General features: G+C 50.0%; 21 protein-coding genes. 10 read left to right on the forward strand and 11 right to left on the reverse strand.

Annotated features, from left to right (window positions below):
- Nucleotides 1-5 precede the first annotated feature (5 nt).
- Nucleotides 6-1,259, reverse strand: a complete 1,254-nt coding sequence (locus tag BLU97_RS12315; RefSeq protein ID WP_074761855.1) for an efflux RND transporter periplasmic adaptor subunit — start codon at nucleotides 1,257-1,259, stop codon at nucleotides 6-8.
- On the reverse strand, nucleotides 1,247-2,581 hold the full coding sequence (locus BLU97_RS12320) for a TolC family protein (RefSeq protein ID WP_074761856.1): 1,335 nt from the start codon (nucleotides 2,579-2,581) through the stop codon (nucleotides 1,247-1,249). The genes BLU97_RS12315 and BLU97_RS12320 overlap by 13 nt, the downstream gene beginning before the upstream one ends.
- Before the next feature lie 228 nt (nucleotides 2,582-2,809).
- Between BLU97_RS12320 and BLU97_RS12325 the strand changes: the two genes are divergently transcribed.
- Nucleotides 2,810-3,337 carry a response regulator gene (locus BLU97_RS12325; RefSeq protein WP_074761857.1) on the forward strand — a complete coding sequence of 176 codons (528 nt, stop codon included), beginning with the start codon at nucleotides 2,810-2,812 and terminating at the stop codon, nucleotides 3,335-3,337.
- A gap of 16 nt (nucleotides 3,338-3,353) precedes the next feature.
- Nucleotides 3,354-4,217 (forward strand): sensor histidine kinase, encoded by an 864-nt coding sequence (locus BLU97_RS12330; protein ID WP_074761858.1) that lies wholly within the window; start codon nucleotides 3,354-3,356, stop codon nucleotides 4,215-4,217.
- Here BLU97_RS12330 and BLU97_RS12335 read toward each other — a convergent pair.
- The gene (locus BLU97_RS12335; protein WP_074761859.1) at nucleotides 4,187-5,611 is read right to left on the reverse strand and encodes an ATP-dependent RecD-like DNA helicase; all 1,425 of its coding nucleotides are present in this window, start codon (nucleotides 5,609-5,611) and stop codon (nucleotides 4,187-4,189) included. The two genes, BLU97_RS12330 and BLU97_RS12335, sit on opposite strands and share 31 nt — an antisense overlap.
- Nucleotides 5,612-5,783: 172 nt before the next feature.
- On the opposite strand from BLU97_RS12335, the gene BLU97_RS12340 reads away from it, so the two are divergent.
- Complete coding sequence (locus tag BLU97_RS12340; protein WP_074761860.1) at nucleotides 5,784-6,584, forward strand: DUF3822 family protein; 801 nt, start codon at nucleotides 5,784-5,786, stop codon at nucleotides 6,582-6,584.
- Complete coding sequence (locus BLU97_RS12345; RefSeq protein ID WP_074761861.1) at nucleotides 6,581-7,132, forward strand: RsmD family RNA methyltransferase; 552 nt, start codon at nucleotides 6,581-6,583, stop codon at nucleotides 7,130-7,132. The genes BLU97_RS12340 and BLU97_RS12345 overlap by 4 nt, the downstream gene beginning before the upstream one ends.
- Here the strand turns inward: BLU97_RS12345 and cls are convergent.
- From cls to nadB, 3 genes are read right to left on the reverse strand one after another with little or no spacing between them, the layout of a single operon-like run.
- Nucleotides 7,104-8,522 carry a cardiolipin synthase gene (cls, locus tag BLU97_RS12350; protein ID WP_074761862.1) on the reverse strand — a complete coding sequence of 473 codons (1,419 nt, stop codon included), beginning with the start codon at nucleotides 8,520-8,522 and terminating at the stop codon, nucleotides 7,104-7,106. The genes BLU97_RS12345 and cls overlap by 29 nt on opposite strands.
- Complete coding sequence (gene dnaG, locus BLU97_RS12355) at nucleotides 8,519-10,450, reverse strand: DNA primase (RefSeq protein WP_074761863.1); 1,932 nt, start codon at nucleotides 10,448-10,450, stop codon at nucleotides 8,519-8,521. Before dnaG ends, cls begins: the two co-directional genes overlap by 4 nt.
- A 1-nt stretch (nucleotide 10,451) precedes the next feature.
- Complete coding sequence (gene nadB, locus BLU97_RS12360; protein WP_013063265.1) at nucleotides 10,452-12,038, reverse strand: L-aspartate oxidase; 1,587 nt, start codon at nucleotides 12,036-12,038, stop codon at nucleotides 10,452-10,454.
- 119 nt (nucleotides 12,039-12,157) lie between these two features.
- Here nadB and BLU97_RS12365 point away from each other — a divergent pair, with 119 nt between their 5' ends.
- The 6 genes from BLU97_RS12365 to BLU97_RS12390 are packed head-to-tail and all read left to right on the forward strand — an operon-like array spanning nucleotide 12,158 to nucleotide 18,894.
- The gene (locus tag BLU97_RS12365; RefSeq protein ID WP_074761864.1) at nucleotides 12,158-13,372 is read left to right on the forward strand and encodes a carboxypeptidase-like regulatory domain-containing protein; all 1,215 of its coding nucleotides are present in this window, start codon (nucleotides 12,158-12,160) and stop codon (nucleotides 13,370-13,372) included.
- A 17-nt stretch (nucleotides 13,373-13,389) separates the two neighbouring features.
- Nucleotides 13,390-14,619 carry a D-alanyl-D-alanine carboxypeptidase/D-alanyl-D-alanine-endopeptidase gene (gene dacB, locus BLU97_RS12370; protein ID WP_074761865.1) on the forward strand — a complete coding sequence of 410 codons (1,230 nt, stop codon included), beginning with the start codon at nucleotides 13,390-13,392 and terminating at the stop codon, nucleotides 14,617-14,619.
- A gap of 57 nt (nucleotides 14,620-14,676) precedes the next feature.
- Nucleotides 14,677-15,906 carry a phosphoserine phosphatase SerB gene (gene serB / locus BLU97_RS12375; RefSeq protein WP_033149564.1) on the forward strand — a complete coding sequence of 410 codons (1,230 nt, stop codon included), beginning with the start codon at nucleotides 14,677-14,679 and terminating at the stop codon, nucleotides 15,904-15,906.
- Complete coding sequence (gene mutY / locus BLU97_RS12380) at nucleotides 15,907-16,947, forward strand: A/G-specific adenine glycosylase (RefSeq protein ID WP_074761866.1); 1,041 nt, start codon at nucleotides 15,907-15,909, stop codon at nucleotides 16,945-16,947.
- A 6-nt stretch (nucleotides 16,948-16,953) separates the two neighbouring features.
- Complete coding sequence (locus BLU97_RS12385) at nucleotides 16,954-18,102, forward strand: porin (RefSeq protein ID WP_074761867.1); 1,149 nt, start codon at nucleotides 16,954-16,956, stop codon at nucleotides 18,100-18,102.
- Nucleotides 18,103-18,129: 27 nt separating this feature from the next.
- Nucleotides 18,130-18,894 (forward strand): acid phosphatase, encoded by a 765-nt coding sequence (locus BLU97_RS12390; protein ID WP_074761868.1) that lies wholly within the window; start codon nucleotides 18,130-18,132, stop codon nucleotides 18,892-18,894.
- A gap of 19 nt (nucleotides 18,895-18,913) precedes the next feature.
- On the opposite strand, the gene BLU97_RS12395 is transcribed toward BLU97_RS12390, so the two are convergent.
- The 5 genes from BLU97_RS12395 to BLU97_RS12415 form a co-directional block, all read right to left on the reverse strand.
- Nucleotides 18,914-19,393, reverse strand: a complete 480-nt coding sequence (locus BLU97_RS12395) for a C-GCAxxG-C-C family protein (protein ID WP_074762067.1) — start codon at nucleotides 19,391-19,393, stop codon at nucleotides 18,914-18,916.
- A 2-nt stretch (nucleotides 19,394-19,395) separates the two neighbouring features.
- On the reverse strand, nucleotides 19,396-19,815 hold the full coding sequence (locus BLU97_RS12400) for an adenine deaminase C-terminal domain-containing protein (RefSeq protein ID WP_074761869.1): 420 nt from the start codon (nucleotides 19,813-19,815) through the stop codon (nucleotides 19,396-19,398).
- A gap of 29 nt (nucleotides 19,816-19,844) precedes the next feature.
- Nucleotides 19,845-20,219, reverse strand: a complete 375-nt coding sequence (locus BLU97_RS12405; protein WP_074761870.1) for a hypothetical protein — start codon at nucleotides 20,217-20,219, stop codon at nucleotides 19,845-19,847.
- Between the two features lie 13 nt (nucleotides 20,220-20,232).
- Nucleotides 20,233-21,012, reverse strand: coding sequence for a Fic family protein (locus BLU97_RS12410; RefSeq protein WP_074761871.1), 780 nt, complete (start codon nucleotides 21,010-21,012; stop codon nucleotides 20,233-20,235).
- Between the two features lie 574 nt (nucleotides 21,013-21,586).
- Nucleotides 21,587-22,801 carry an alpha/beta hydrolase gene (locus BLU97_RS12415; protein ID WP_074761872.1) on the reverse strand — a complete coding sequence of 405 codons (1,215 nt, stop codon included), beginning with the start codon at nucleotides 22,799-22,801 and terminating at the stop codon, nucleotides 21,587-21,589.
- Between the last annotated feature and the right edge of the window lie 114 nt (nucleotides 22,802-22,915).

Below are 22,915 nucleotides of genomic sequence, written 5' to 3' on the forward strand. Positions count from 1 at the left end.
ACACATTACTTTATTACCAACACTTCGTTATCCTTAAATGCTTCGTAACCACTGGTAACCACGCGCTCGCCTGGTTCCAAACCTTCGAGAATCTCGTAGTACTGTGGGTTCTGGCGACCTACACGGATGTTACGGCGATAGGCCTTAGAGCCACTCTTGTCGAGTACAAATATCCACTGGCCTCCTGTGGTCTGGAAGAATGTACCACGAGGAATGATGATGGCCTGCTCGGGCTGACCCAGTTCAAGGTCGATATAGTAGGTCTGACCAGAACGGATGTTCTCCGGACGCGCACCTTTGAAGATGAAATCGCAGCGAAACTTACCATCGCGCACCTCAGGATACACCTTGCGCACCTGCAACTGGTACTGCTTGTCGCCACGGGTAAAGGTAGCTGTAAGACCTGGACGAACGCGGTCGATATAATGCTCGTCGATGCTGGCCTGCACCTTATAATCCGAGAGGTCGTTCAACTGACCGATCTTCTGTCCAGGCTGAATGCTCTGTCCTAACTCCACATCCAGCAGTCCCAGTTCGCCATCGATAGCCGAACGGATTTCGAGCTTATCCTTACGCTGGCGCACCAGCACCACGTTCTTACGCATGTTCTGGAGATTGTCCTCCATCTGGTCCATCTGAACGGTGCGATAGATAGAGTCCTGCTTCAGGCGCTTGGTAATGAGCGAACGCTTCTTGGCAGAGAGCTGGTAATCCTCCTGCGACTTGATGTAATCCTCCTTACTAATCAGTTTCTCGGCATACAGACGCTTGTTCTGATCGTAGGTACGCTGTTTGCGATGGGTGTCCATATCCAACTGAGCCTGCTCGGTTTGGTTGTTCAGGCGGTCCTGTTGCATAGCCACCTGGGTGTTACGCAGCAGGTTCTGCTTCTCGGCCAGTTCGGCCTCGGCATTCAGAATCTGTAGGTCGAGGTTCGAGTTGCTCAATCGAACAATCACATCGCCCTTGTGCACCATCGTACCTTCTTCAACCACCTTCTCCATCACGATACCACCTTCCTCGGGCGAAATCTGTACTATCTGGATGGGCAGCACCTGTCCGTTGGTACGTACATAGTCCTTAAACTCGGCGCGCTGTGCTTCGCTAATGGTCATCTCGTCCTTGTTCACCTTGAGCGTCGAGGCATGGTTGCCGAAAATCAGCCAAGCTAACATGACTAACAACAAGCTACCGCCTGCGGCATATGGCCAATACTTCTTCAGTTGCTGACTCTTAGTTTTTTCAATTACTCTGTCCATATTGTTTCTCCTTTATAATATCTTACTAATTGTTCCTTCACCATAGCCATGAGCTGACATTGCAGCAGGGTGGCTTTTGAGTTGAGTAGCTGTGCCGATGTGGTGTGCAGATCGATGGCTGTTGCAAGTCCCTCTTCGAACTGTCGACGGGTAAGCTGATAGCTCAGCGAGTCGGCCTGCACCTTCTTCTCCATCTGTATGGTCTGCTTCTGATAGCCCTGCCAGTCGTTCCAAGCCTCAGTGCTCAGTTTGGTCAGTTCCAACTGCTTCTGGTCGTAAGCCTCCTGGGCAATCTTGTAGTTGTTCTTGGCCTTGCGGATGCTGGTAAGGGTTTGCAAACGGTTGAACAGGGGGATGTTGAGTGATACACCCAGATACTCACCCATATTGTTCTTCATCTGGTTGCGGAATGTCTCCGCAGCATCGTTATGCAATGTTTTGTAATAAGTGGTGCTCAGACCCGCACTCAGAGAGAGTGATGGATAAAGAGAAGCGCGAGCCTGATGCCACTCATGTTTCGATGCCTGCATGCGATAACGGGCCACCTGAAGTTCTGGATGGCGCTCGTTATCCAGATTTTTTTCTTGCGTTGGGAATGAATTGTTCCCACACTGGGAATCAAATGTTCCCACGTTGGGAATATATTCCAGGCTCAGACTATCACTCAAAGGATAGTTCATGGCCTTTTTCAGTTCCAATATAGCCGAGGCATAAAGGTTCTGCTGGCGTGTCAGCTCGTAATCGGCCTCAGCCTGTTGCGATTCCACCTGAGCCACATCAGCAGCACTCTTTCGCCCCACCTCTTCAAGCACTTTTACCTGCTTGAGCAACAACAACGTCTCTTCAACTTTCTCTTCGGCCATTTTTACTAATCCATCGTAATAAGCCACGCTGGTATAGGCCTGCAGTACGTCGAGAGCTGTCTGATCCTGACGCTGGCGCAGACTGGCGCGTCCCATCAACTCGCTGGCCTTAGCGGCCTTGAGGGCATGCAGACGACTGAATCCATCAAATACTGGCAACGACGCCGAGAGTTGATAACCATTATAAAAGGTACTCACATCGGTATAGCCGTTGGTCTCTGGGTCGATGGCACGACCAAAGTTATACTGGGCACCGATGTATCCATCCACAGAAGGCAGGAAATTACCGATAGCACCTGTCTTCGATGCCTTATAGTTGTCGAGTTCCAACTCGGCCTGTTTCACCTCGTGGTTATGCTGCACCGCATACTGCATGCATTGCTGCATGGTCATCTGTTGCGCCTGAACCGAATTCAAACACAGAGATACAGAGATACAGAGGATGATCGACTTTTTCATATCGCGTTATTTTTAAATTTTGGTGCAAGGACAGTGCAAACCGAATGCAGAGAGCTTGCTCTTTGCTGAGGTGCAGCCTGTTCTCGCAATTTTTATTGCAAAGATAGGGTAATAAATATTACCTGCCAAGCAAAAATAGGGCTCCAAAGGCTGATTGTCTAAAATTTATACACCCTTTTGTATGACTTTTATACAATTCTTCGTATCTTTGCACACAAAAATTACATTATGAACAAGTACGGAACCATATTAATCGTTGATGATAACGCGGCCATCCTTACCGCTATGCGTTATCTGCTTGACGGCACTTTCGAACAGGTGCTGACAACCACTAACCCCGATGACATCCTGAAACTGATGGCGCAGCAAACCATCGACATCGTAGTACTCGACATGAACTTCACCCTTGGTGTGAACAATGGTAACGAGGGGCTTTTCTGGCTTCGCACCATCCGCAAACAGCACCCCGAGACACCTGTGGTACTACTCACAGCCTATGCCGACATCAACCTGGCGGTAAAGGGACTGAAGAACGGCGCCGCCGACTTTATCACCAAGCCTTGGGATAACGACGAACTGCTACGCAAACTGAAGGATGTGCTCGACATGCAGAACGAAATCGTTAGTCTCGACGAGGTAGAACAGGAGCATATCCGTCGCACCATCGACCACTGTCATGGTAATCTCACGCAAGCCGCCCAGTTGCTGGGTATCACCCGTCAGACTCTTTACAACAAGATGAAGCGACTTAGTTAGTTGACAGTTGATAGTTATGGTTACCTTGTGTATTATTATAGGTGTAGTATTGGTTGTGTTGGTGGTTGGTATTGTGCACCACCAGCATAAGTTGCGATTGCGAGCCCACATCATGAAGGAGGCCATTCGTAATCAGGACTTCTCGTTCCGCCTACCCACCAACAATCTGTTACCAGGCGAGCGTGCCATGCAGGAGGCGCTCAACGAGCTGGGCGAGAATATCCGTCAACAGATGAATAAGAACGAGGTAGAATCGTGGGAGCGATTAACCCGCGTACTTACCCACGAGATGATGAACGCCACTGCACCTATCACCAGCATCACTCAGTCGTTGCTGAGTCGTCCCGATGTAAAGGGAACCTTATTAGAAGATGGTATCAAGGCCATCTACGACACCTCGCGCCATCTGAGCGATTTTGTAACCAACTATCGTAAGATGTCGGAACTCGAGAAGCCTGTCCTTTCCGAAGTGCCCCTGCGCCCTATGCTCGACGAGCTCTGCAAAACCTATCAGCAATTGGCTTGGACCATCGATGTGCCCGCCAACACCATCTTAAAAGCCGATAAGGGCATGCTGCGCCAGATATTGATGAACCTTATCAAGAACGCCATCGAAGCCGAAGCCACCAAGATTATCATTGAACTCACCTGCACCCAAAATCCATCACCCAAAACCATTCTTATCGGCAACGATGGCAGTCCTATCCCAGCCGAAAACCGCCAGTCGCTGTTTGTGCCTTTCTTTACCACCAAGCGCACAGGTAGCGGTATCGGCTTGTCGTTAAGCCGACGAATGATGATACAACAAGGTGGCATGCTGGATCTGGCAGAAAAGAATCTACCAGGTTGTCATGTTACGTTTGTACTCTCCTCAATCTGAGTGGTAGGCCAGTTTACCAAAAACAGTTTTTCGGTAGCACGTGTAAAAGCGGTGTAAAGCCAGTGGATATAGTCGGGCGACAACATATCGTCCGTCATATAACCTTGGTCGATATACACATGCGCCCATTGTCCGCCCTGCGCCTTATGACAGGTAACGGCATAGGCAAACTTGATTTGCAGGGCATTAAAGTATTTATCTTTCTTCAGTTGCTTGATGCGGTCGGCCTTCAGGGGGATATCGGCATAATCCTCCATCACCGCATTGTACAGTTGTTCCTGCTGTTCACGCGAGAGAGCTGGCGATTCGGTAGTCAGCGAATCGAGGATAACGGTAGCCGTAAGTTCGTAGCCATCGTAATCGGGTAGCGTCATCGTCACATCGGCAAAGCGGAACCCGAACAGTTCTTGTACATTACGCACACGCTGCACCACAGCGATATCGCCGTTGGCAAGGAACGATATTTCCTTGGATTGTTCAGTCCAGTAATAATTATTCTTCACAATCATCAGTTGGTCGCCACGACACAGTTCGTCTTCGCGATCCAGCACCATGTTACGGATACCCTGATTGTAGATGTTAGCGCGCTTGTTACTACGGGTAATCACCATCGTCTCGTCCATCCCCACTCGACTATAGCTCGTGGCCAACGATTCTATCAGTTCATCGCCTGGCACACGCACGATATCAGCAAAGCTCTGGAATCGGATTTTGGGCAGAACCCAATCGTCAATCAGCGTTCTGATGCGGGTAGCATTCCACAAAATACCAGAATCTTCACTTTGGCGCAACACCTGATTCAGGTCGCACTCGTACACCTTCATACCGTAGGCACGCAGCACATCGCTCATCAGCGCCGGACTCTCATCCTCGCCCACAGGTGGCAACTGGGCCTTATCGCCTACCAGCACCATACGACAATTCTGACCATTATACACAAACTGCATCAGGTCGTCGAGCAAGCAACCACTGCCAAACGCACTCTCACCATAGCCTTGGTTGGCAATCATCGAGGCCTCATCAATCATAAACAAGGTATCGCGGTTATTGTTAAAATTCAGATTAAAAGCCGAGATATCACCTGCACTCTTCTGTCGATAGATGCGACGATGGATGGTGTAAGCCGGATGACCAGCATTGAGTGCAAACACCTTTGCTGCACGGCCTGTTGGGGCCAGCAGAATCATCTTCTGTTTCAACACGTTCATCGCCCTTACGATGGCACCCGCCAAGGTTGTTTTACCCGTACCTGCCGAACCACGCAGAATCATCGCCACGTGGTCGTCGCGGTCGGTCATAAAGAGCGAGAACACGTCGATGGCGTGCTCTTGTTCGGCCGTAGGCACCATGCCCATAGCCTCCCGAATGCGGAATTTAAACTCGTCGCTAATCATTTCGGCCACAAAGTTACACTTTTTTAGGCACGAATTACACGAATTACACGAATTTTTATTAATTTTGCACCCAGATATGCATATCAACAACAAATTAGTGAATATTGTGCTGGCTGTGATAGCTGCGTGCTTGCTTGCGCTGTGCGTGGCCAGTGTGATGAACGTGAAGTAGATGGACGCGAAGACAACAATCATACGCATAGGGCGCAACACGCTCTCATTCACCGCACTCGATGTTGCCAACACCGTGCACCCCATCGACTATCGTCCGTACGTGGTTCGTGGCGGTATCTCGATGTCGGCCAATCTGCGCGAGGCATTCAAGACAGGCGACTATGTAGATGAGGATACTGCCAAGGTTTTTATCATGGTAGATACCCCTTCGTTGCTGGTACCCATCGAACAGTTCGACGAGAACGACATGGAAGCGCTCTTTTCGTATTCGTACCCTCCTGGTCAGGAAAAGCGTGTGATACTGTACAATGTATTGCCCGACCTGAAGGCCGTTTGCGTCTTCGCCATCAACAAGAATCTGGATACGGTTATCAAGGACCGTTTTGAGAGTGGCTATAACTTTGTGCATGCCCTTACACCTGTTTGGCGCCAACTCCATCAGCGTAGCTTTACCGGTCATCGCAACAAGCTGTATGGCTACTTCAACAGCAAGAAGCTTCATATCTTCAGTTTCCAGCAGAACCGATTTAAGTTCTGCAACACGTTTGATGCCGCCCATGCACACGATGCTCTTTACTATCTGATGTATGTGTGGAAGCAACTGCGACTGGAGCCTGAGCACGACGAACTGCATATCTTAGGCAACATACCCGACGAAGAGTGGTTGCTACAGGAGTTAAAGCGATTCCTGCACAACGCCTACCTAATTAATGCTACGGCCGAATTCCCCGATTCGCCAGCCACCAGCATCAAGGGCATGCCCTACGATTTAATAACCTTTATATCACGCGGACGATGAGAATTATTACAGGTATCTATAAGGGGCGACATTTTGATATTCCCCGCTCGTTCAAGGCACGCCCTACCACCGATTTTGCCAAGGAGAACATTTTTAATGTGCTGAACAGCTATATCGATTTCGAAGGTATCAACGCCCTCGACCTGTTTTCGGGTACTGGTAGTATCTCGCTCGAACTGGTATCGCGTGGTTGCGAACATGTGGTAAGCGTTGAGATGGACCGCGACCACCACAAGTTTATTACCGAATGTCTGAAAAAGCTTGATACCAACGTTTGCCTACCCTTGCGCGGCGATGTGTTCCGCTATATCAAATCGTGCAAACAGCAGTTCGACTTTATTTTTGCCGATCCCCCTTACGCCCTCAAGGAACTGCCCACCATCCCTGGACTGATTTTCGAGAAGAACATGTTGAAGGATGGCGGAATCCTGGTGTTCGAACATGGTAAGGAGAACGATTTTTCTAACGCCCCACACTTTGTAGAGCATCGCAGCTATGGTAGCGTAAACTTTTCGATTTTCAGAAAAGAGGCGACAGCATCCTTGTAACACTCTCCCACAGGCGTACCAGGAAATTGTTACGCATGCGTTTCTTCAGGTCCTTCAGCAGTACACTCTGCTCAAGGTCACGTAAAAAAATGGTTTTCATTCGCATAGCCACACCTTCGTCGAAGAAGAAGATGTTGGCCTCGAAATTATTCTCAAAACTACGGAAGTCGAGATTGGTCGAGCCACAGGTGGTGATCGCATCATCGCACACCAGCATTTTTGAGTGCAGGAAACCAGCCTCGTACAAACTTACCTGTACACCTGCCTCAAGTACCTCGCGCAGATAGCTCCTGCTGGCCCACTCCACAAACTTGGCATCGCTGCGACGCGGACAAATCACTCGCACATCCACACCACCCAAAGCGGCTGTCTTAAGAGCAAACAGCACCGAATCGTTAGGAAGAAAATAAGGTGTTTCGAGATACAGATAACGCTTGGCACCAAGGATAATACGCACATACCCCTGCATAATCTCGGGGTAAGGCGTGGTAGGACCGCTGGTAACCACCTGTGCCAGACAGTTATTGTTGATATCCTCGCATCGTGGATAGTACTTTTTATCCGACAACAGGGTACGATCCACAAAATACCAGTCAACCAGGAACGCACGCTGTAAGGCATGCACACCACCTCCGCTAACCCTCAGCATGGTGTCGCGCCAAGGCATATCGCCAGTACCTTTTACGTAGCGCTGGGCAATATTCATACCACCGATATAGCCCACCAAACCATCAATCACAATAATCTTGCGGTGGTTGCGATAGTTCACCTTACTGGTAAACGATGGGAATCGCACAGGCATAAACGAACGAACCTCGATACCCGCCTCACGCATCCGCTCAAAAAAGCGATGGTGCACATTCCAACAACCCACATCATCGTAAATCACCTTTACCTCAACCCCCTCACGGGCCTTGTCAATCAAGGCATCGGCCACCAACATGCCCAAGGCATCGTCGGCAAAGATATACATATCCAAATGTATGTGGTCCTTGGCCTTGCCGAAATCTTCCATCAATTCGGCAATAAACTGATAGCCGTCGGTACAGATATCCACCAGGTTATCCTTAAAAGGCAGCGACAGGTTCTGGTTAATAAACAAGTCGATCAATGGTTTGTGGCGCTCGGGCAGTCGCAGGTTCTGTTGCTCAGCAAACTCCAGCATTGAGCGCTTGGTAAGCTGATTCATCGAACGTTCGCTCACATAGCGTTCTTTGCGATGGTTAATGCCAAAAAACAAATAAAAGACGATGCCCACCACTGGCACAAAATAAATCACCAGCGCCCAAGCCATCGTCTTAGCAGGTTGACGGTTGTCCATAATCACGTGTACCACCGCCATGATAGCAATGATCTGGTACACTATGAATATGATATTCAGCCAACTCATCGTCCTAATTTCTTTGCCACTTCCTTATATATCAAGTCAACATGTTGATACTCAGCCATCGTTGCCATCACATCGCCCTCGCCTTTCTTGATCGAGGCCAACAGTTCCTTCACCTTGGCACCCAGACAGTAATAACGGAAGTCGAGCACAATATGCTCAACGTGCGCCCGCAAGCCGCCCTCACGTTCTTTCAGTTGGAATCCCTTACCCAGCTGATACGAATCCACAGCCATGCTGGCCGCTATCGAACTGATTTCGTAATCGGTATGGCGCATCAGGTATTCCTCGGCCTTAAAACCTTCTTCGCCGCAATGAGCCACCACCTCTTGCAGAATCTTGTTGTACACAGGCTTACTGAAGCTCAGTCCGTCCTCACCCATATCGTAGCTGATAAACTGTGCTACCGAGAGGTTGATGGTTTGTCCGTCTTCGGTCTGAAGGTTTTCGTAGATAATCTTCTCGCCATCGCGAACAATGGTTTTTATCAACAGGTCCTCTACTTGCTGAATCTGGTCGCTGATGGTATGCAGACCGATAGCCATGGGCTTGCCCTGCGCCTCGCGCTCCTGTTGGATGGCGTTCTGTGCCTGCTCGCGATTGTATTCCTTTTCCTTCTCCTCGCGATCGCGACTAATCATGCCGTTCATCGATTGGAGCAGGGTTTCCTCCTTGATGCCTAATCGGCGCGACAACTGGGTCAGATACTCATCGCGCAACAGGTTATCATCCACCACCGAGATACTCTTCACAATACCACCGATAGCCTCCGAACGCTTCACGGGGTCGCTCACGTTCTCAACCGTCAGTTTGGTTTTGAACGAGATAAAGTCCTCGGCATGCTCTTCGATATACGCCTTGAACTCCTGAGCGGTATGCTTACGTGAGAACGAATCCGGGTCGTCGCCATCGGGCAGTAACAGCACTTTTACTTTCATGCCCTCGGCCAACAGCATATCTGTTCCTCGCATGGCGGCATGGATACCGGCCTCGTCGCCATCATACAGCAGGATGATGTTAGGCGTAAATCGGCGCAGCAGTTTTATCTGGTGTTTCGAAAGTGCCGTACCCGAGTTGGCCACTACATTCTCCAGTCCGCACTGGTGCATGGCAATCACATCGGTATAGCCCTCAACCATATACACGCAGTCTTCCTTGGCTATAGCTTTCTTACCTTGGTACAGACCATACAGCTCGCGCTCCTTGTGGTAGATTTCCGAGTCGGGCGAGTTCACGTATTTCTGTTGCACACCCTTGGTACGCGCATCCAACAGTCGTCCACCAAAGGCCACCACCTTTCCACTTACGTTGAACCAGGGGAAGATAACACGACCCGCATAGCGATCGTACACACCCTTCTCGCCTTTGATACACAAACCCGTCTTAATCAGGAACTCCTCCTGATAACCCGCTTTCTTAGCGGCTATATCAAGCGCATCGCGCTTTGAGAGTGAGAAACCCAGGTTAAACTTCTCCACAATATCATCGCGGATACCACGACTACGGAAGTACTGGCGACCGATGGCCACACCGTCGGGATCGTTATTCAGCACGTCCTTAAAGTAGTTCATGGCCCACTCGTTAACAATGAACATCGACTCGCGGTCGCTCTGCTCACGTTTCTCCTCTTCGGTCAGTTCCTTTTCCTGTATCTCGATATTGTATTTCTTGGCCAACCAGCGCAGAGCCTCGGGATAGGTAATCTGCTCGTGCTTCATCAGGAAGTTGATGGCCGTTCCGCCCTCACCACACGAGAAGCACTTGCATATCTGCTTGGTAGGCGACACCATGAACGATGGCGTTTTATCGTCGTGGAACGGGCACAAGCCTTTATAGTTAACACCCGATTTTCGTAGCGTTACAAACTCGCCCACCACGTCAACGATATTCGTGGCGTCCAGTATCTTGTCTATCGTTTGTCTGTCAATCATCCTACTTATCGTAAGCGTGCACAGGATAATCAGTCGTATAGTGCAAACCGCGACACTCCTTGCGTTCCAATGCCCAACGTGTAATCAGATAGCCCACGTTAATCATGTTACGCAGTTCGCAGATATCCTTCGAGGCCTTTACGCGCTTAAACAGGCGCTCGGTCTCCTCGTAAAGCATATCCAAGCGGTCCCAGGCACGGTGCAAACGCAGGTCGCTACGCACAATACCTACGTAGTTCGACATAATCAGGTTTACCTCCTTTACGCTCTGGGTAATCAGCACCTTCTCCTCGTTGGTCAGCGTACCCTCGTCGTTCCACTCAGGCACCTTCTCGTTGAAGTCGTAGAAATCCACATGCTCCAGCGAGTGCTTTGCGGCAGTCTCGGCATAAACCACAGCCTCAATCAGCGAGTTGCTGGCCAAGCGGTTACCACCATGCAAACCAGTGCACGAGCACTCACCAAGGGCATACAGCTGTTCAATGCTGGTCTGTCCGTTCAGGTCCACCTTGATGCCACCACACATATAGTGGGCGGCAGGACGAACGGGGATGTAATCGGTAGTGATATCGATACCCATCGACAGGCACTTCTGGTAGATATTGGGGAAATGCTTACGTGTCTCAGCAGGATCCTTATGGGTTACATCCAGACATACGTGATCCAGACCGTGAATCTTCATCTCCTTATCGATGGCACGTGCCACAATATCACGTGGAGCCAGCGACAGGCGCTCGTCGTACTTCTCCATAAACGTCTCGCCATTAGGCAACTTCAGTATGCCACCGTAACCACGCATAGCCTCGGTAATCAGGAAGGCGGGATGCGTTTCGTTAGGGTTATGCAGTACGGTGGGGTGGAATTGTACGAACTCCATATCAGCCACCGTACCCTTAGCACGATACACCATAGCGATACCGTCGCCAGTAGCAATCACAGGGTTCGAAGTGGTCAGATACACAGCACCGCAACCACCGGTACACATCACAGTCATCTTAGCCAGATAGGTATCCACCTTCTGGGTATCAGGATTCAGCACGTAGGCACCATAGCAGTTAATATATGGCGAACGACGTGTAATTCTGGCACCCAAGTGGTGCTGGGTAATAATCTCCACGGCAAAGTGGTTCTCCTTAATGTCGATATTGGGATTGTTGCGCACAGCCTCCATCAGTCCGCGCTGTATCTCGGCACCCGTGTCATCCTTGTGGTGCAGAATACGGAACTCAGAGTGTCCGCCCTCGCGATGCAAATCAAATTTGCCATCGTGGTTCTTATCAAAGTTCACGCCCCAGTTTACCAGTTCTTTAATCTGTTCGGGCGCCATTCTTACTACTTGTTCTACGGCTTTGGGGTCGCTGATGTAGTCGCCCGCAATCATCGTGTCTTCTATGTGTTTCTCGAAGTTATCCAGTTCGAGATTGGTAACCGATGCCACGCCCCCCTGGGCAAACGATGTGTTGGCCTCGTCGAGCGAAGTCTTGCATATCATACACACCCTACCCTTGTTGGCGCGAGCCACCTTCAGTGCGTAGCTCATACCGGCCACGCCAGCTCCTATCACCAGGAAATCATATTTGTATACCATGTGCTGATGTTATATTTTGTCACAAATCTGCTGCAAAATTACTTAAAATTTCCAATATTCTTTGCATCTTATCATTTTTTTTGTATCTTTGCGCAGTATAATCCTCAATAATTACAACAATGAAACAACTAGCGCTTATTATCATGCTGATGGTTCCGATGGTGGCACTGGCACAACAGACTACTGTAGGTGGAACCGTTATCGACGAGAAATCTGGGCGCCCATTGCCCCAGGTAAGTGTTTCAGCAGGCCGCATCTCAGTGGTCACTAATGAGGATGGTGCCTTCCTTCTAAAACTGGGCGATAAGCCCGCAAACATCACGGTATCGCACCTAGGTTACAAAACCAAGAAAGTGGCATTGCGCGCAGGCGAGACCGAGAATCTGAAGATAAAACTTCAACCCACCGCCATACTACTGCGCGAGGTGGTGATACGTACTGGTAACCCACGCGACATAGTAGACATCGCCATCAAGAAGATTCCCGAGAACTACAGTCGCCAGCCCGAGCTGCTCAAGGCGTTCTATCGCGAAACAGCCATGAAGCGCAAGCACTTCATCTACGTGGCCGAGGGTGTGGAGGACATGTACAAGACCAGTTACACACGCGGTATAGGCCGCGATAGAGTGGCTATCATCAAAGGTCGCCGACTGCTCAGTCAGAAACAGGGCGACACCTTGGGTTTAAAGGTCATGGGCGGACCAGTGCTACCTGTACAGCTCGATGTGGTTAAGAACAGCGAGTTACTACTCAACCAGGAGGACATGGATGCCTACAGCTACAGCTGGGGCACCCCCGAGATGATCAACGACCGCCTGCAGATGGTGGTTCTGATGGAGCCTCTCTTCCCAAAGGAGTACGCGCTGTATCACGGCAAACTGTATATCGACAACGAGCGTCTGGCATTTACCCGTATCGAGCTCAGTCTCGACATGAGCGACAAGGAGAAAGCCACCCGCACCATGCTGGTACGCAAGCCGTTCGGTGTAAAATTCAAGCCACGCGAGCTGTCGTGTGTAGTCGATTATCGCTATACCGACGGTGTTACCCGCATCAGCTATCTGCGTAACACCTTTAAGTTCAACTGCGACTGGAAGAAACGTCTGTTCAGCACATCGTTTACCGCCACCTGCGAGATGGCCGTTACCGATAGCCAGTCCGAAGGTGTACAGCCCATCGTCAGTCGCAACTCGTTCGACTCGCACGATGCCTATTACGACAAGGTAGAATATTTTATGGATCCAGAATACTGGAACAACTACAACATTATAGAACCCTCAGAATCGCTGGATAAAGCGATACGCAAACTGGTATCAACTTACCAGCGCAATTGATTAGGTAGAAATTTAAAATGAAGCAGAATATAAGGAATTGGATTTTTTCACTCTTATTGGCAGGTACGGTAGGCAGTTTGCAGGCGCAAACGGTCGATACACTCGTAGTAGATACCTGCGCCACAGATACCATCGTTGAACTGCCCTGGCCACAGAACCTGCAGGCCCGGTTAGACACGCTTACCAACGACCGCATGTTCGACTATACCCAACTGGGTCTGATGGTGTACGACATCACTGCCGACTCAACCCTTTACACCTATGGTGCCAAACAGATACTACGCCCGGCTTCAACCATGAAGCTGCTCACAGCCATCACCGCACTCGATCAGTTAGGCATTAAGCACAAGTTCCGCACCTCACTTTACTACACAGGCGAGGTGGTTGATAGCGTATTGGTAGGCGATCTGTATTGCGTAGGCGGTATGGACCCCTTGTTCGACACTACCGATATGAAGGCTTTCTCGGCCAGTGTTAAGGCATTAGGCATCCACACGGTGAAAGGCAAACTGGTAGATGTAAATACCTTTAAGGATCAGGACCTGCTTGGCGAAGGCTGGTGTTGGGATGATGATAACCCATCGCTCAGCTCACTGCTCATCAATGACAAGGACGATTTCATCAGTCAGTTCGCACAACAGCTCGACAAGGACAGCATCTTCCCCGATGGCCCTGCCGAATATGCAGCCCTGCCCAAGGATGCCGTTCTGCTGTGCCAGCGTAGCCACTCGTTAGAGGATGTACTCATACCGATGATGAAGGATAGCAACAACCTTTATGCCGAGTCGGTATTCTATCAGATTGGTGCTGCAACAGGTGCACGCCCAGCCAAGTCGTCGCATGCCCGCAACGCCATCAAGCGCACCCTGCATAAGGCCGGCATCACAGGTTCGCATTATAAGATAGCCGATGGTAGTGGACTCTCGCTTTACAACTACGTAACCGCCGAGTTGCTTACCAAACTGCTGGTTTATGCCTATCGCCACCCCAGCATCTATCGCTACCTGTACGTATCGTTACCCGTAGCTGGCGAGGATGGCACACTCAAGAAACGCATGAAGGATACCCCCGCACAAATCAGCGTGCGTGCCAAAACGGGTACCCTCACCGGCATATCATCGTTGGCAGGCTATGCCGTAGCCACCAACAACCACGTGTTGGCATTTGCCATCATCAATCAAGGCGTTATGAAGAACGATCAAGGACGTAACTTTCAGGATAAAGTATGCACAGCGATGTGCAAATGACATTAAACATGAAACATTAAAAATTAAAGATTAAACATTAAAAGATTAACGATTATCATGAAGAAAGAGCAGATACTAGTAAGAATTACAGGTCAGGATCGCCCAGGCCTTACCGCCTCAGTGATGGGCATCCTCGCAAAATACGATGCACAGATTCTCGACATCGGCCAGGCCGATATTCACTCTACCCTGTCGTTGGGTATCCTCATCCGTATGGACGAGACCAACTCGGGTCAGGTGATGAAGGAGTTGCTTTTCAAGGCCACCGAGTTGGGTGTGCAGATAGGTTTCTCGCCTATTAGCGACAATGAGTATGAGGACTGGGTAGGTCATCAGGGTAAAAACCGTTACATTCTCACCGTGATGGGTCGCCAGTTAGAGGCACGTCAGATTGAGGCCGCTACCTCGGTGATTGCCGAGCAGGGATTGAATATCGACTCCATCATCCGTCTCACCGGACGTAAGAGCATCAAGAACCCCGCCAAGCACACCCGTGCCTGTATCGAGTTCTCGCTGCGTGGCGAGCCCAAGGACCGTCAGGAAATGCAGTCGAAACTGATGAAGCTGTCGAGCGAGATGGAGATCGACTTCTCGTTCCAGCTCGATGATATGTTCCGTCGCATGCGCCGTCTAATCTGTTTCGATATGGACTCTACACTGATTCAGACCGAGTGTATCGACGAGCTGGCCGAGCGCAATGGCGTAGGTGCACAGGTACGCGCCATCACCGAGAGTGCCATGCGTGGCGAGATCGATTTTAAGGAGAGTTTCACCCGTCGTGTCAGTCTGCTTAAGGGTCTCGACGTAAGCGTGATGCAGGAGATAGCCGAAAAACTGCCTATCACCGAGGGTGTTGATCGCCTGATGACCACCCTGAAGCGTTATGGATATAAGATTGCCATTCTCTCAGGAGGATTCACTTACTTTGGCGAATACCTGCAGCGCCGTTATGGCATCGATTATGTATATGCTAACGAACTGGAGATTGGCCCCGACGGGAAGCTCACAGGTCGTTATGTGGGCGAGATAGTAGATGGCCATCGCAAGGCCGAACTTCTGAAGTTGATCGCCCAGGTTGAGAAGGTGAACCTGGCACAGACCATTGCCGTGGGCGATGGTGCCAACGACCTGCCAATGATCTCTGAGGCTGGTTTGGGTATCGCTTTCCACGCCAAGCCCCGTGTGGTGGCCAATGCCGAACAGAGCATTAACACCATCGGACTTGATGGCGTACTCTATTTCTTAGGATTCAAGGATTCGTATCTTGGCGACCAAGGTGTGATGTAAATGAACGCGGATTTTTCTACTACACTACTAAAATGGTATCAGGAATATGGTCGTGATTTGCCCTGGCGGCAAACTCACGATCCATACGCCATATGGCTCTCAGAAATCATCCTACAGCAAACGCAAGTAAAACAGGGCTGGGACTACTGGACCCGCTTTATGCACCGCTGGTCCACCGTAGAGGCACTCGCGTCGGCTACCGAGGATGAGGTGCTACGCGAGTGGCAGGGGCTGGGTTACTACAGTCGTGCCCGCAACCTGCACTTTGCCGCTAAGCAGATTGTGGCCATGGGGCATTTCCCTGATACGTTAGAGGACATCAAGAAGCTGAAAGGCGTGGGTGATTACACCGCCGCGGCCATCGCCAGCTTTGCCTTTGGCATCCCTGCAGCAGTGGTCGATGGCAACGTTTATCGTGTGCTCGCCCGCCACTTCGGCATCGATACCCCCATCAACACCACCGAGGGCAAAAAACTCTTCGCCGCCATGGCCCAGGAATTACTCCCTGCTGGCCAATCTCCATCCTCCGTTGTCCTTCCTCCTTCCTCGCAATACAATCAGGCCATCATGGACTTCGGTGCCATCCAATGCACCCCAGCCTCGCCCAACTGCATGTTCTGTCCGCTCATCGAATCCTGCATCGCTTTCCGCGAAAACCGTGTGGCAGAACTCCCCGTGAAACTCAAAACGCTCAAGGTAACCGAGCGCCACCTTTCGTACATATATATAAAATGTAATGGCGAAACAGCCATCCATCGTCGTGGTCCTGGCGACATTTGGCAAGGACTGTGGGAACCTCTGCTTGTCGATGAGCAACAGCTCTCGCAATTCTCTCATCACTATTCGCTACGTCTTGTTAAAAAAGGCGTTAAGCACGTGCTTACCCATCGCGTACTCTTTGCCGACTTCTATTTATTAGAAACGACAACAAAACCTACACTACCTAATGATTACGTCTGGATTCTAGAATCAGACATCGACAACTATGCTCTACCCCGACTCATTGAGATAATGATCGAACATATTACAAGCAAAATTTAATCTATTATGAAAAAACTGACATGGCTGATGGCTGTTGGACTATCACTATCCACAGCCGTCTGGGCACAGGAGGAGCCCAAACTCATTGTAAAACCCTCTGGACGCATCCTGATGGATGCGACGTACGTACATGCTGACCATCAGGGAGACGACCTGCGTAGCGGTGTTGGAATCCCCGACATGCGCGTAGGTGTAGGCTTCACCTACGGTCAGTGGAAAGGAAAAATCGACATGGGCTACGCCTATGGCAAGGTAAACATGAAAGACGTATGGATACAATACGACTTCGACAAGCAGAACTTTGTACGTGGTGGTTACTTCATCCACCAATACGGCTATCAGAGTTGTACCAGCTCGTCGTTCAAGGAAACCATGGAGGAGCCTCAAAGCAATGCCGTATTCAACAACGATCGTATGCCAGGTGTGATGTTCGAGCATACCGATGCCAAGACCCTGGCCACACTCAGTTTGGTAGTAGAGACCGATGCGATGAAGCAGACTACCGATAAGACGGGCGACGAGGCCGTAGGCGCACTCACCCGTTTGGTTTACCATCCTCACACCGAGCGTGGCAACATGTTCCATATAGGTATCAGTGGTGGTATCGAAGGCGCCCGTTATAGTAGCGACCCTGCATTGAATCACAAGCAGTTCACACTCGCCAGTCGCTGGCCCATGCGTGTGGCTAAAGTCACAGCCCAGGAGGCCGTGATTACCGATGCCAAGGTAATGTATAAGTTCACCCCCGAGGTGCTCTACTCAAGTGGTCGCTTTGCCGTAGCCGCCCAGTACTTCTGGAACCGCATCAACCGCTCAAACGGTTTGCACAGCTTTACAGGCACAGGTGCCTATGTGACCCTGCGTGGACTGATTAAGGGTCGCAACTACAGTTACACCATGAACGATGGCGGACTGGCCATCCCCGATCCAGGTAATATGGAGCTCTGTCTGCAGTACAACTACACCTCGCTATCCGATGCCAGCGCAGGCATCCGCGGTGGCTATCTTAACGATTGGGCGCTTACCTACAATTACTACCCCAACAAGTACATGATCTGGCGTATTCGCGCCTCACTCACCAAGGTTACCAATCGCAGCGGTTTCGATGACAACAACGTCAGCATCCTCGAGACCCGTTTTCAAGTAAAGTTCTAATTTATTAACAATCTAAATCCCAAAGTTATGAAAAAAATCATGATGATGGCGGTACTAATGGTAGCCGCAGTAAGTGCACACGCACAGAGTAAAGCCGAACCGTATTTCACCAGCAAGGAGATGCCCGACATGCTGAAATGGTGCCCTGCACCACCCGACACAGTTGGCCCGCATTTTGCCTACGACATCATGCAGTACTTCTGGGGCAAGGAGATGCGCAACAATAAGGAGCGTGCCGACATTGCCGTCCGTGATGCCGTGTACGGACTGGACTGTATTATCCGTGAGTTCAGCGAGCCTTTCGGTCTGAATATCTCGATGGAAGAAACCCCTGAGATTTATAAGGTGTTACGCGATGGTACCGCCACCTGCGATATTATCTGTCAACTGCCCAAACGCTACTACATGCGCAAACGTCCGTTTATGCGATTCAACGAGCCAACACTCTATCCTGCCGACGAGCCCCATCTGCGCACCAATGGCAGTTATCCTTCGGGCCACACCCTGTTAGGCTGGAGTTCGGCCCTGCTGCTATCAGAGATTAACCCCGATCGTGCCGATACCATCCTGGCTCGTGGTTATATGTATGGCGAGAGTCGTGTGATTGTAGGTGCTCACTGGCAGAGCGATGTTGATGCCGCCCGCTTGGCCGCCTCAGCCGCCTATGCCCGCCTGCATACCAGCGAGCGTTTCCTCACCCAGATGCGTTTAGCCCGCCAGGAGTTTCGTGTTGTTACAGGCACAGCTACACCGGCCGAGATCAAAGCCTACAAAAAGGCTCATAAGAAATAAAGAAGTAAAACCGCGTAAATCACGCGGTTTTATTTTTTAAGTACTCAGCAAAAATCCTCGCTGCACTCTCCACTTTCGCAGCACAGGGACGCGACTTGTAATATTCCGCAGTACGCTCCGAAGCCACATAATTGTTGTGTGCTTTCTCGTAGCCTTTCAGGCCGAGAATCTCTGCGCAGATGATACTGCCATTCTCCTCCTTCGATTTGGCCAGCAAATCCTGCACCACCTTATAGCAGGCCGATTTGCCCTCGCGGTCGCTACCTTCTGTCTGTCCGCAGTCCAGCCCCACCAGCATCACGATGCCCGACACAGCGCCGCACATCATCCTCAAGCGACCCACACCGCCACCAAAACCGGCAGCTATCTTCTTGGCCAATGTATCATCAAGTCCATACAAGTCAGCAAATGCCGCCACCACACTCTGGCAACAGCCATACCCTTGCATAAAATTATCTACTGCACGATTAACTCTCTCGTCTAATTCCTTATCTGTCATCATCAATATATTGCTTTAAAATTCTTTGTATCCATCAGGTGCTTGTCGGTCATCTTGATGTCGGGGATAACAGGCAGACACATAAATGCCATCGTGATAAATGGCGACTTCATCTGGCATCCTATCTTCTTCACCATCTCCTGTATGCACAGCGTACGGAAGGCAATCTCATGCGGGTCGGCTACAACACCTATCGTACCATGACTCACCGCTATGCGCGCAAACTTATGGGGCACCATCATGCTGCTCTCTATGTGCACGTGACTATCTATAAAACCCGGCATCACATATCCCCAAGGCTTCTCCTGTTCAGGCAGTGTGCAGCGTTTCACTTCAGCTATTTTTCCATTTTTGATAACCACTTCGCCATCAAAAATCTCACGTCGCACTACGTCAACAATATGTCCTTTCACGCTGTCCATAGTTTTTCCTCCTTATCTATATTAACGTCCTACCACCCTGATGGCAGCACGATGTTCTCCACTTCGTGAGCCTTGGCAAACAGGGGCGATATTTCCTCGTTGGTAAAGCCTGCGATACCGCAACCCACACGAGTTACCAGGAACGTCAGGTCAGGTCGGGTTTTAGCAAACTCTATGAATTCATCCACATAGGGTTTGATGGCATCTACGCCCCCATGCATTGTGGGAATGCCGTAGCTCTGTCCTTGCAGACCAACGCCCCGCCCCCAGATAGCACCAAACTTACGGTAGGCCAACAAGGCAGCCCCGCCACCATGCGCCCCAGCCAGGTTACTACCAAACACAAACACCTCGTTCTCACCAAGCTCCGTTATCCGCTCCGGCGTCACTCTTTTCTGTTCCATAAGCTTATTCTTTTTAGAAAAACATGGTTGGGATGCTATTCTTGCGTTTTTGGGCAAGTTCGTCTTTCATACGCTTGATAGCGGTCTGGAAAAAGAACGATACCAAAAACTCGTCAGTACCCTCTGTACGGATTTTCTTTAATGCAGAGATATACGCTGAACGATCCTCAAGCTTCACAATCAACAGGGGATGACCGGCACGAAGCAGAATAAAGTTCGATAACAAACGTCCTGTACGTCCATTGCCATCACGGAAAGGATGCAGATATTCGTAGTAGCCATGGAACTTCGCTGCAACTATCATCGGATGCAGATTATCATCGATAGCCTTTTGAGTAGATGCCATCAAACTGGGTACTCTTGCTATCAGCGTTTCGTGGTCGCCAAATACCGTGTCGCCTGCCGCCATATCCTCGGTAGTATATTCGCCAGCAATGGCACCCTGAGCACGATAAGCAATGGTGTGCTCGGTCACCAAACGGTTAACCTCCTTCAGCAGTTCCTCATCAAAGGGATGCTCCAAGTTCTCAACCATATAGTCGAATGCACGGAAATGGTCGGCCATTTCGGTACACTCCAACAACGAACGACCAACAGGAATCATGGCCATACCCTGTTCGCGCAGAATGCGGGTATCGTCAACCGTAAACGAGTTTCCCTCAATAGCACAAGAATGCGCAGAGAACAGAATCTCGTTATATTCCATCCACTGTTTCTTGCCCATCCTATCGGCAATCTTCTGTTGATACTCCTTTCGGATGCTCTCGTATTCTTTGATCTCGTCTTCAAACATCGCTGCAAAGATACAACTTTTTCTGAAATACAAAATAGTCTTTACATCTTTTTTTGAGGAACTTATTTTGTAAATAATGGTTAATTATATTAAGATATCATAAATACCATATAGCTAATCCGTCATAACCAGTCAATTTGGTTTTTGAGTTTCGTAATTTTGCAACTGCGTTGTCGAAGCAGCGCCGTTTGTTAGGGGGGAGGGTACCACCGGAGATAGTACCCCCGGGGATGGCCCCGGACAAGGGGCCTAAGAGGGGTACACGCCAATCTCCGGTGGTACCCTCCCCCCTAACAAACGGCCCCACGCGAGAAACAACTTAATTGCGTCCAAAAAGTAACTTGTTTTTGCTTAATAATCAACTTGATTTTTACCAAAAAACAAGTTACTTACGAAGCAAAATCAATACAACAAAAAATCGCAACAGAATGAAATCCGTTGCGACTTTTTTATATTAACTCGTTTTATATGTTGAATTAATTCAGAAGGGGCATTGAGTTTATTCAATGCGGGTTATGAATTAATTCAAGGATTTTGAGAGGTTGCCAACAGCACATTTCAAATATATTGAAAATTACTTAAACAGCAACTGGGCGAACTGGTAGAGGCTGCGGCGCCAGGTTTGCCACTCATGGGCGGTCTCGGGTGAGATGTATGAGTGGGCGTTAATGCCTATCTTCTTCAGACCCTCGGCGGCGTTGATGACGCTACCCTCGCCTTCGGCCATGCCCTTCTCCTTGCCACCGGCACTCATAAACAGCACCTTGTTGGTAGCCTTGAAATCGGGTACGTCGGTGAGCTCGTCGGCACCGATGGTACCACCACTGAAGATACCTACGTAAGCAAAGGTCTTAGGATTGTTGAGGGTGATGCCGTGGGTCTGCATGCCACCCATCGACAAACCTGCCATGGCGCGATGATCGGCATCGGCAATCACACGATAGTTCTTCTCAACCATGGGGATAATATCCTTAATGAGCACCTCTTCGAATGCACCACCCATGCGGCGGGCCATCTTAGCAAAGTCGGCACCGCTCATGCGGGGGCGCTGACCACCTGCTGGACGTGCTCCACCCTGTGGACGCTGACCGCCTGGACGTGGACCACCAAAGCCCTGAGGCTGCTCGCCTGGCTTGCGGGCATTCAAACCGTTGTCCATAAAGATGATGAAAGGTTTAGCCTTGCCAGCGGCAATGAGGTTATCCATGATGATACCTGTCTTACCCTGAGCGCCCCAACCGGTCTCGTTCTCGCCCATACCATGCTGCAGGTAGAGCACAGGGAACTTCTTAGTGGGGTTTGCATAATACTCGGCGGGCAGATAGATATAGCCGTGGCGCATCTGCTCGGTTACTGATGAATAGTAGTAAACCTCGTTAACAGAGCCCTGAGGCACGTTCTTGACGGTATAGAAGTCTTCGTCGGCGGCAGGGATATCGATACCGCTACCCCAACGGCTGGCACCGTAATAGTATTTGCTACCAGGATCGGGTACCGAGGCACCATCGATGTTAAGCTGATAGTAGTGGAAACCCTCGTCCTGTGGAGCCGACTCACCAGTCCACACACCATTAGCATCCTTCTTCATCTCGTACTTCACACCACCGATGTCGAGCTTTACGCTGTTAGCCTCGGGGGCTGAAATCTGAGCGCGAACCATGCGCTGTGAATTTACCATGGGATACTGTTTTCCCTCCTGATTAGTACTTGCAGGCTTAAAGTCTTCAGTTACTTGGGCGCTTGCCGATACAGCCACAAAAGCTGCCATTAATAAAAGAGTTTTCTTCATAAATTTATAACAATTGTTAGGTTTATTATGTTACTTGTTTGACACCCGAGAGGGCAAAAAGTAAAATGCCGCCTGCGATAGTTAATGAAGATTAACAAATAAAAAAAGAGCACC

It is taken from the genome of Xylanibacter ruminicola, from assembly GCF_900107775.1.
GTDB classification, from domain to species: Bacteria; Bacteroidota; Bacteroidia; order Bacteroidales; family Bacteroidaceae; genus Prevotella; species Prevotella ruminicola_C.

Bases quoted from the DNA above. Each gene is read 5' to 3' on its own strand.
- BLU97_RS12325 (WP_074761857.1), top strand. From the start codon at position 2,810: ATGAACAAGTACGGAACCATATTAATCGTTGATGATAACGCGGCCATC.
- BLU97_RS12410 (WP_074761871.1), bottom strand. From the start codon at position 21,012: ATGTTTGAAGACGAGATCAAAGAATACGAGAGCATCCGAAAGGAGTAT.
- BLU97_RS12390 (WP_074761868.1), top strand. From the start codon at position 18,130: ATGAAAAAAATCATGATGATGGCGGTACTAATGGTAGCCGCAGTAAGT.
- BLU97_RS12395 (WP_074762067.1), bottom strand. From the start codon at position 19,393: ATGACAGATAAGGAATTAGACGAGAGAGTTAATCGTGCAGTAGATAAT.
- BLU97_RS12415 (WP_074761872.1), bottom strand. From the start codon at position 22,801: ATGAAGAAAACTCTTTTATTAATGGCAGCTTTTGTGGCTGTATCGGCA.
- BLU97_RS12365 (WP_074761864.1), top strand. From the start codon at position 12,158: ATGAAACAACTAGCGCTTATTATCATGCTGATGGTTCCGATGGTGGCA.
- BLU97_RS12400 (WP_074761869.1), bottom strand. From the start codon at position 19,815: ATGGACAGCGTGAAAGGACATATTGTTGACGTAGTGCGACGTGAGATT.
- dnaG (WP_074761863.1), bottom strand. From the start codon at position 10,450: ATGATTGACAGACAAACGATAGACAAGATACTGGACGCCACGAATATC.
- mutY (WP_074761866.1), top strand. From the start codon at position 15,907: ATGAACGCGGATTTTTCTACTACACTACTAAAATGGTATCAGGAATAT.
- BLU97_RS12320 (WP_074761856.1), bottom strand. From the start codon at position 2,581: ATGAAAAAGTCGATCATCCTCTGTATCTCTGTATCTCTGTGTTTGAAT.
- BLU97_RS12345 (WP_074761861.1), top strand. From the start codon at position 6,581: ATGAGAATTATTACAGGTATCTATAAGGGGCGACATTTTGATATTCCC.
- cls (WP_074761862.1), bottom strand. From the start codon at position 8,522: ATGAGTTGGCTGAATATCATATTCATAGTGTACCAGATCATTGCTATC.
- BLU97_RS12315 (WP_074761855.1), bottom strand. From the start codon at position 1,259: ATGGACAGAGTAATTGAAAAAACTAAGAGTCAGCAACTGAAGAAGTAT.
- BLU97_RS12330 (WP_074761858.1), top strand. From the start codon at position 3,354: ATGGTTACCTTGTGTATTATTATAGGTGTAGTATTGGTTGTGTTGGTG.
- BLU97_RS12335 (WP_074761859.1), bottom strand. From the start codon at position 5,611: ATGATTAGCGACGAGTTTAAATTCCGCATTCGGGAGGCTATGGGCATG.
- nadB (WP_013063265.1), bottom strand. From the start codon at position 12,038: ATGGTATACAAATATGATTTCCTGGTGATAGGAGCTGGCGTGGCCGGT.
- dacB (WP_074761865.1), top strand. From the start codon at position 13,390: ATGAAGCAGAATATAAGGAATTGGATTTTTTCACTCTTATTGGCAGGT.
- BLU97_RS12340 (WP_074761860.1), top strand. From the start codon at position 5,784: ATGGACGCGAAGACAACAATCATACGCATAGGGCGCAACACGCTCTCA.
- serB (WP_033149564.1), top strand. From the start codon at position 14,677: ATGAAGAAAGAGCAGATACTAGTAAGAATTACAGGTCAGGATCGCCCA.
- BLU97_RS12385 (WP_074761867.1), top strand. From the start codon at position 16,954: ATGAAAAAACTGACATGGCTGATGGCTGTTGGACTATCACTATCCACA.
- BLU97_RS12405 (WP_074761870.1), bottom strand. From the start codon at position 20,219: ATGGAACAGAAAAGAGTGACGCCGGAGCGGATAACGGAGCTTGGTGAG.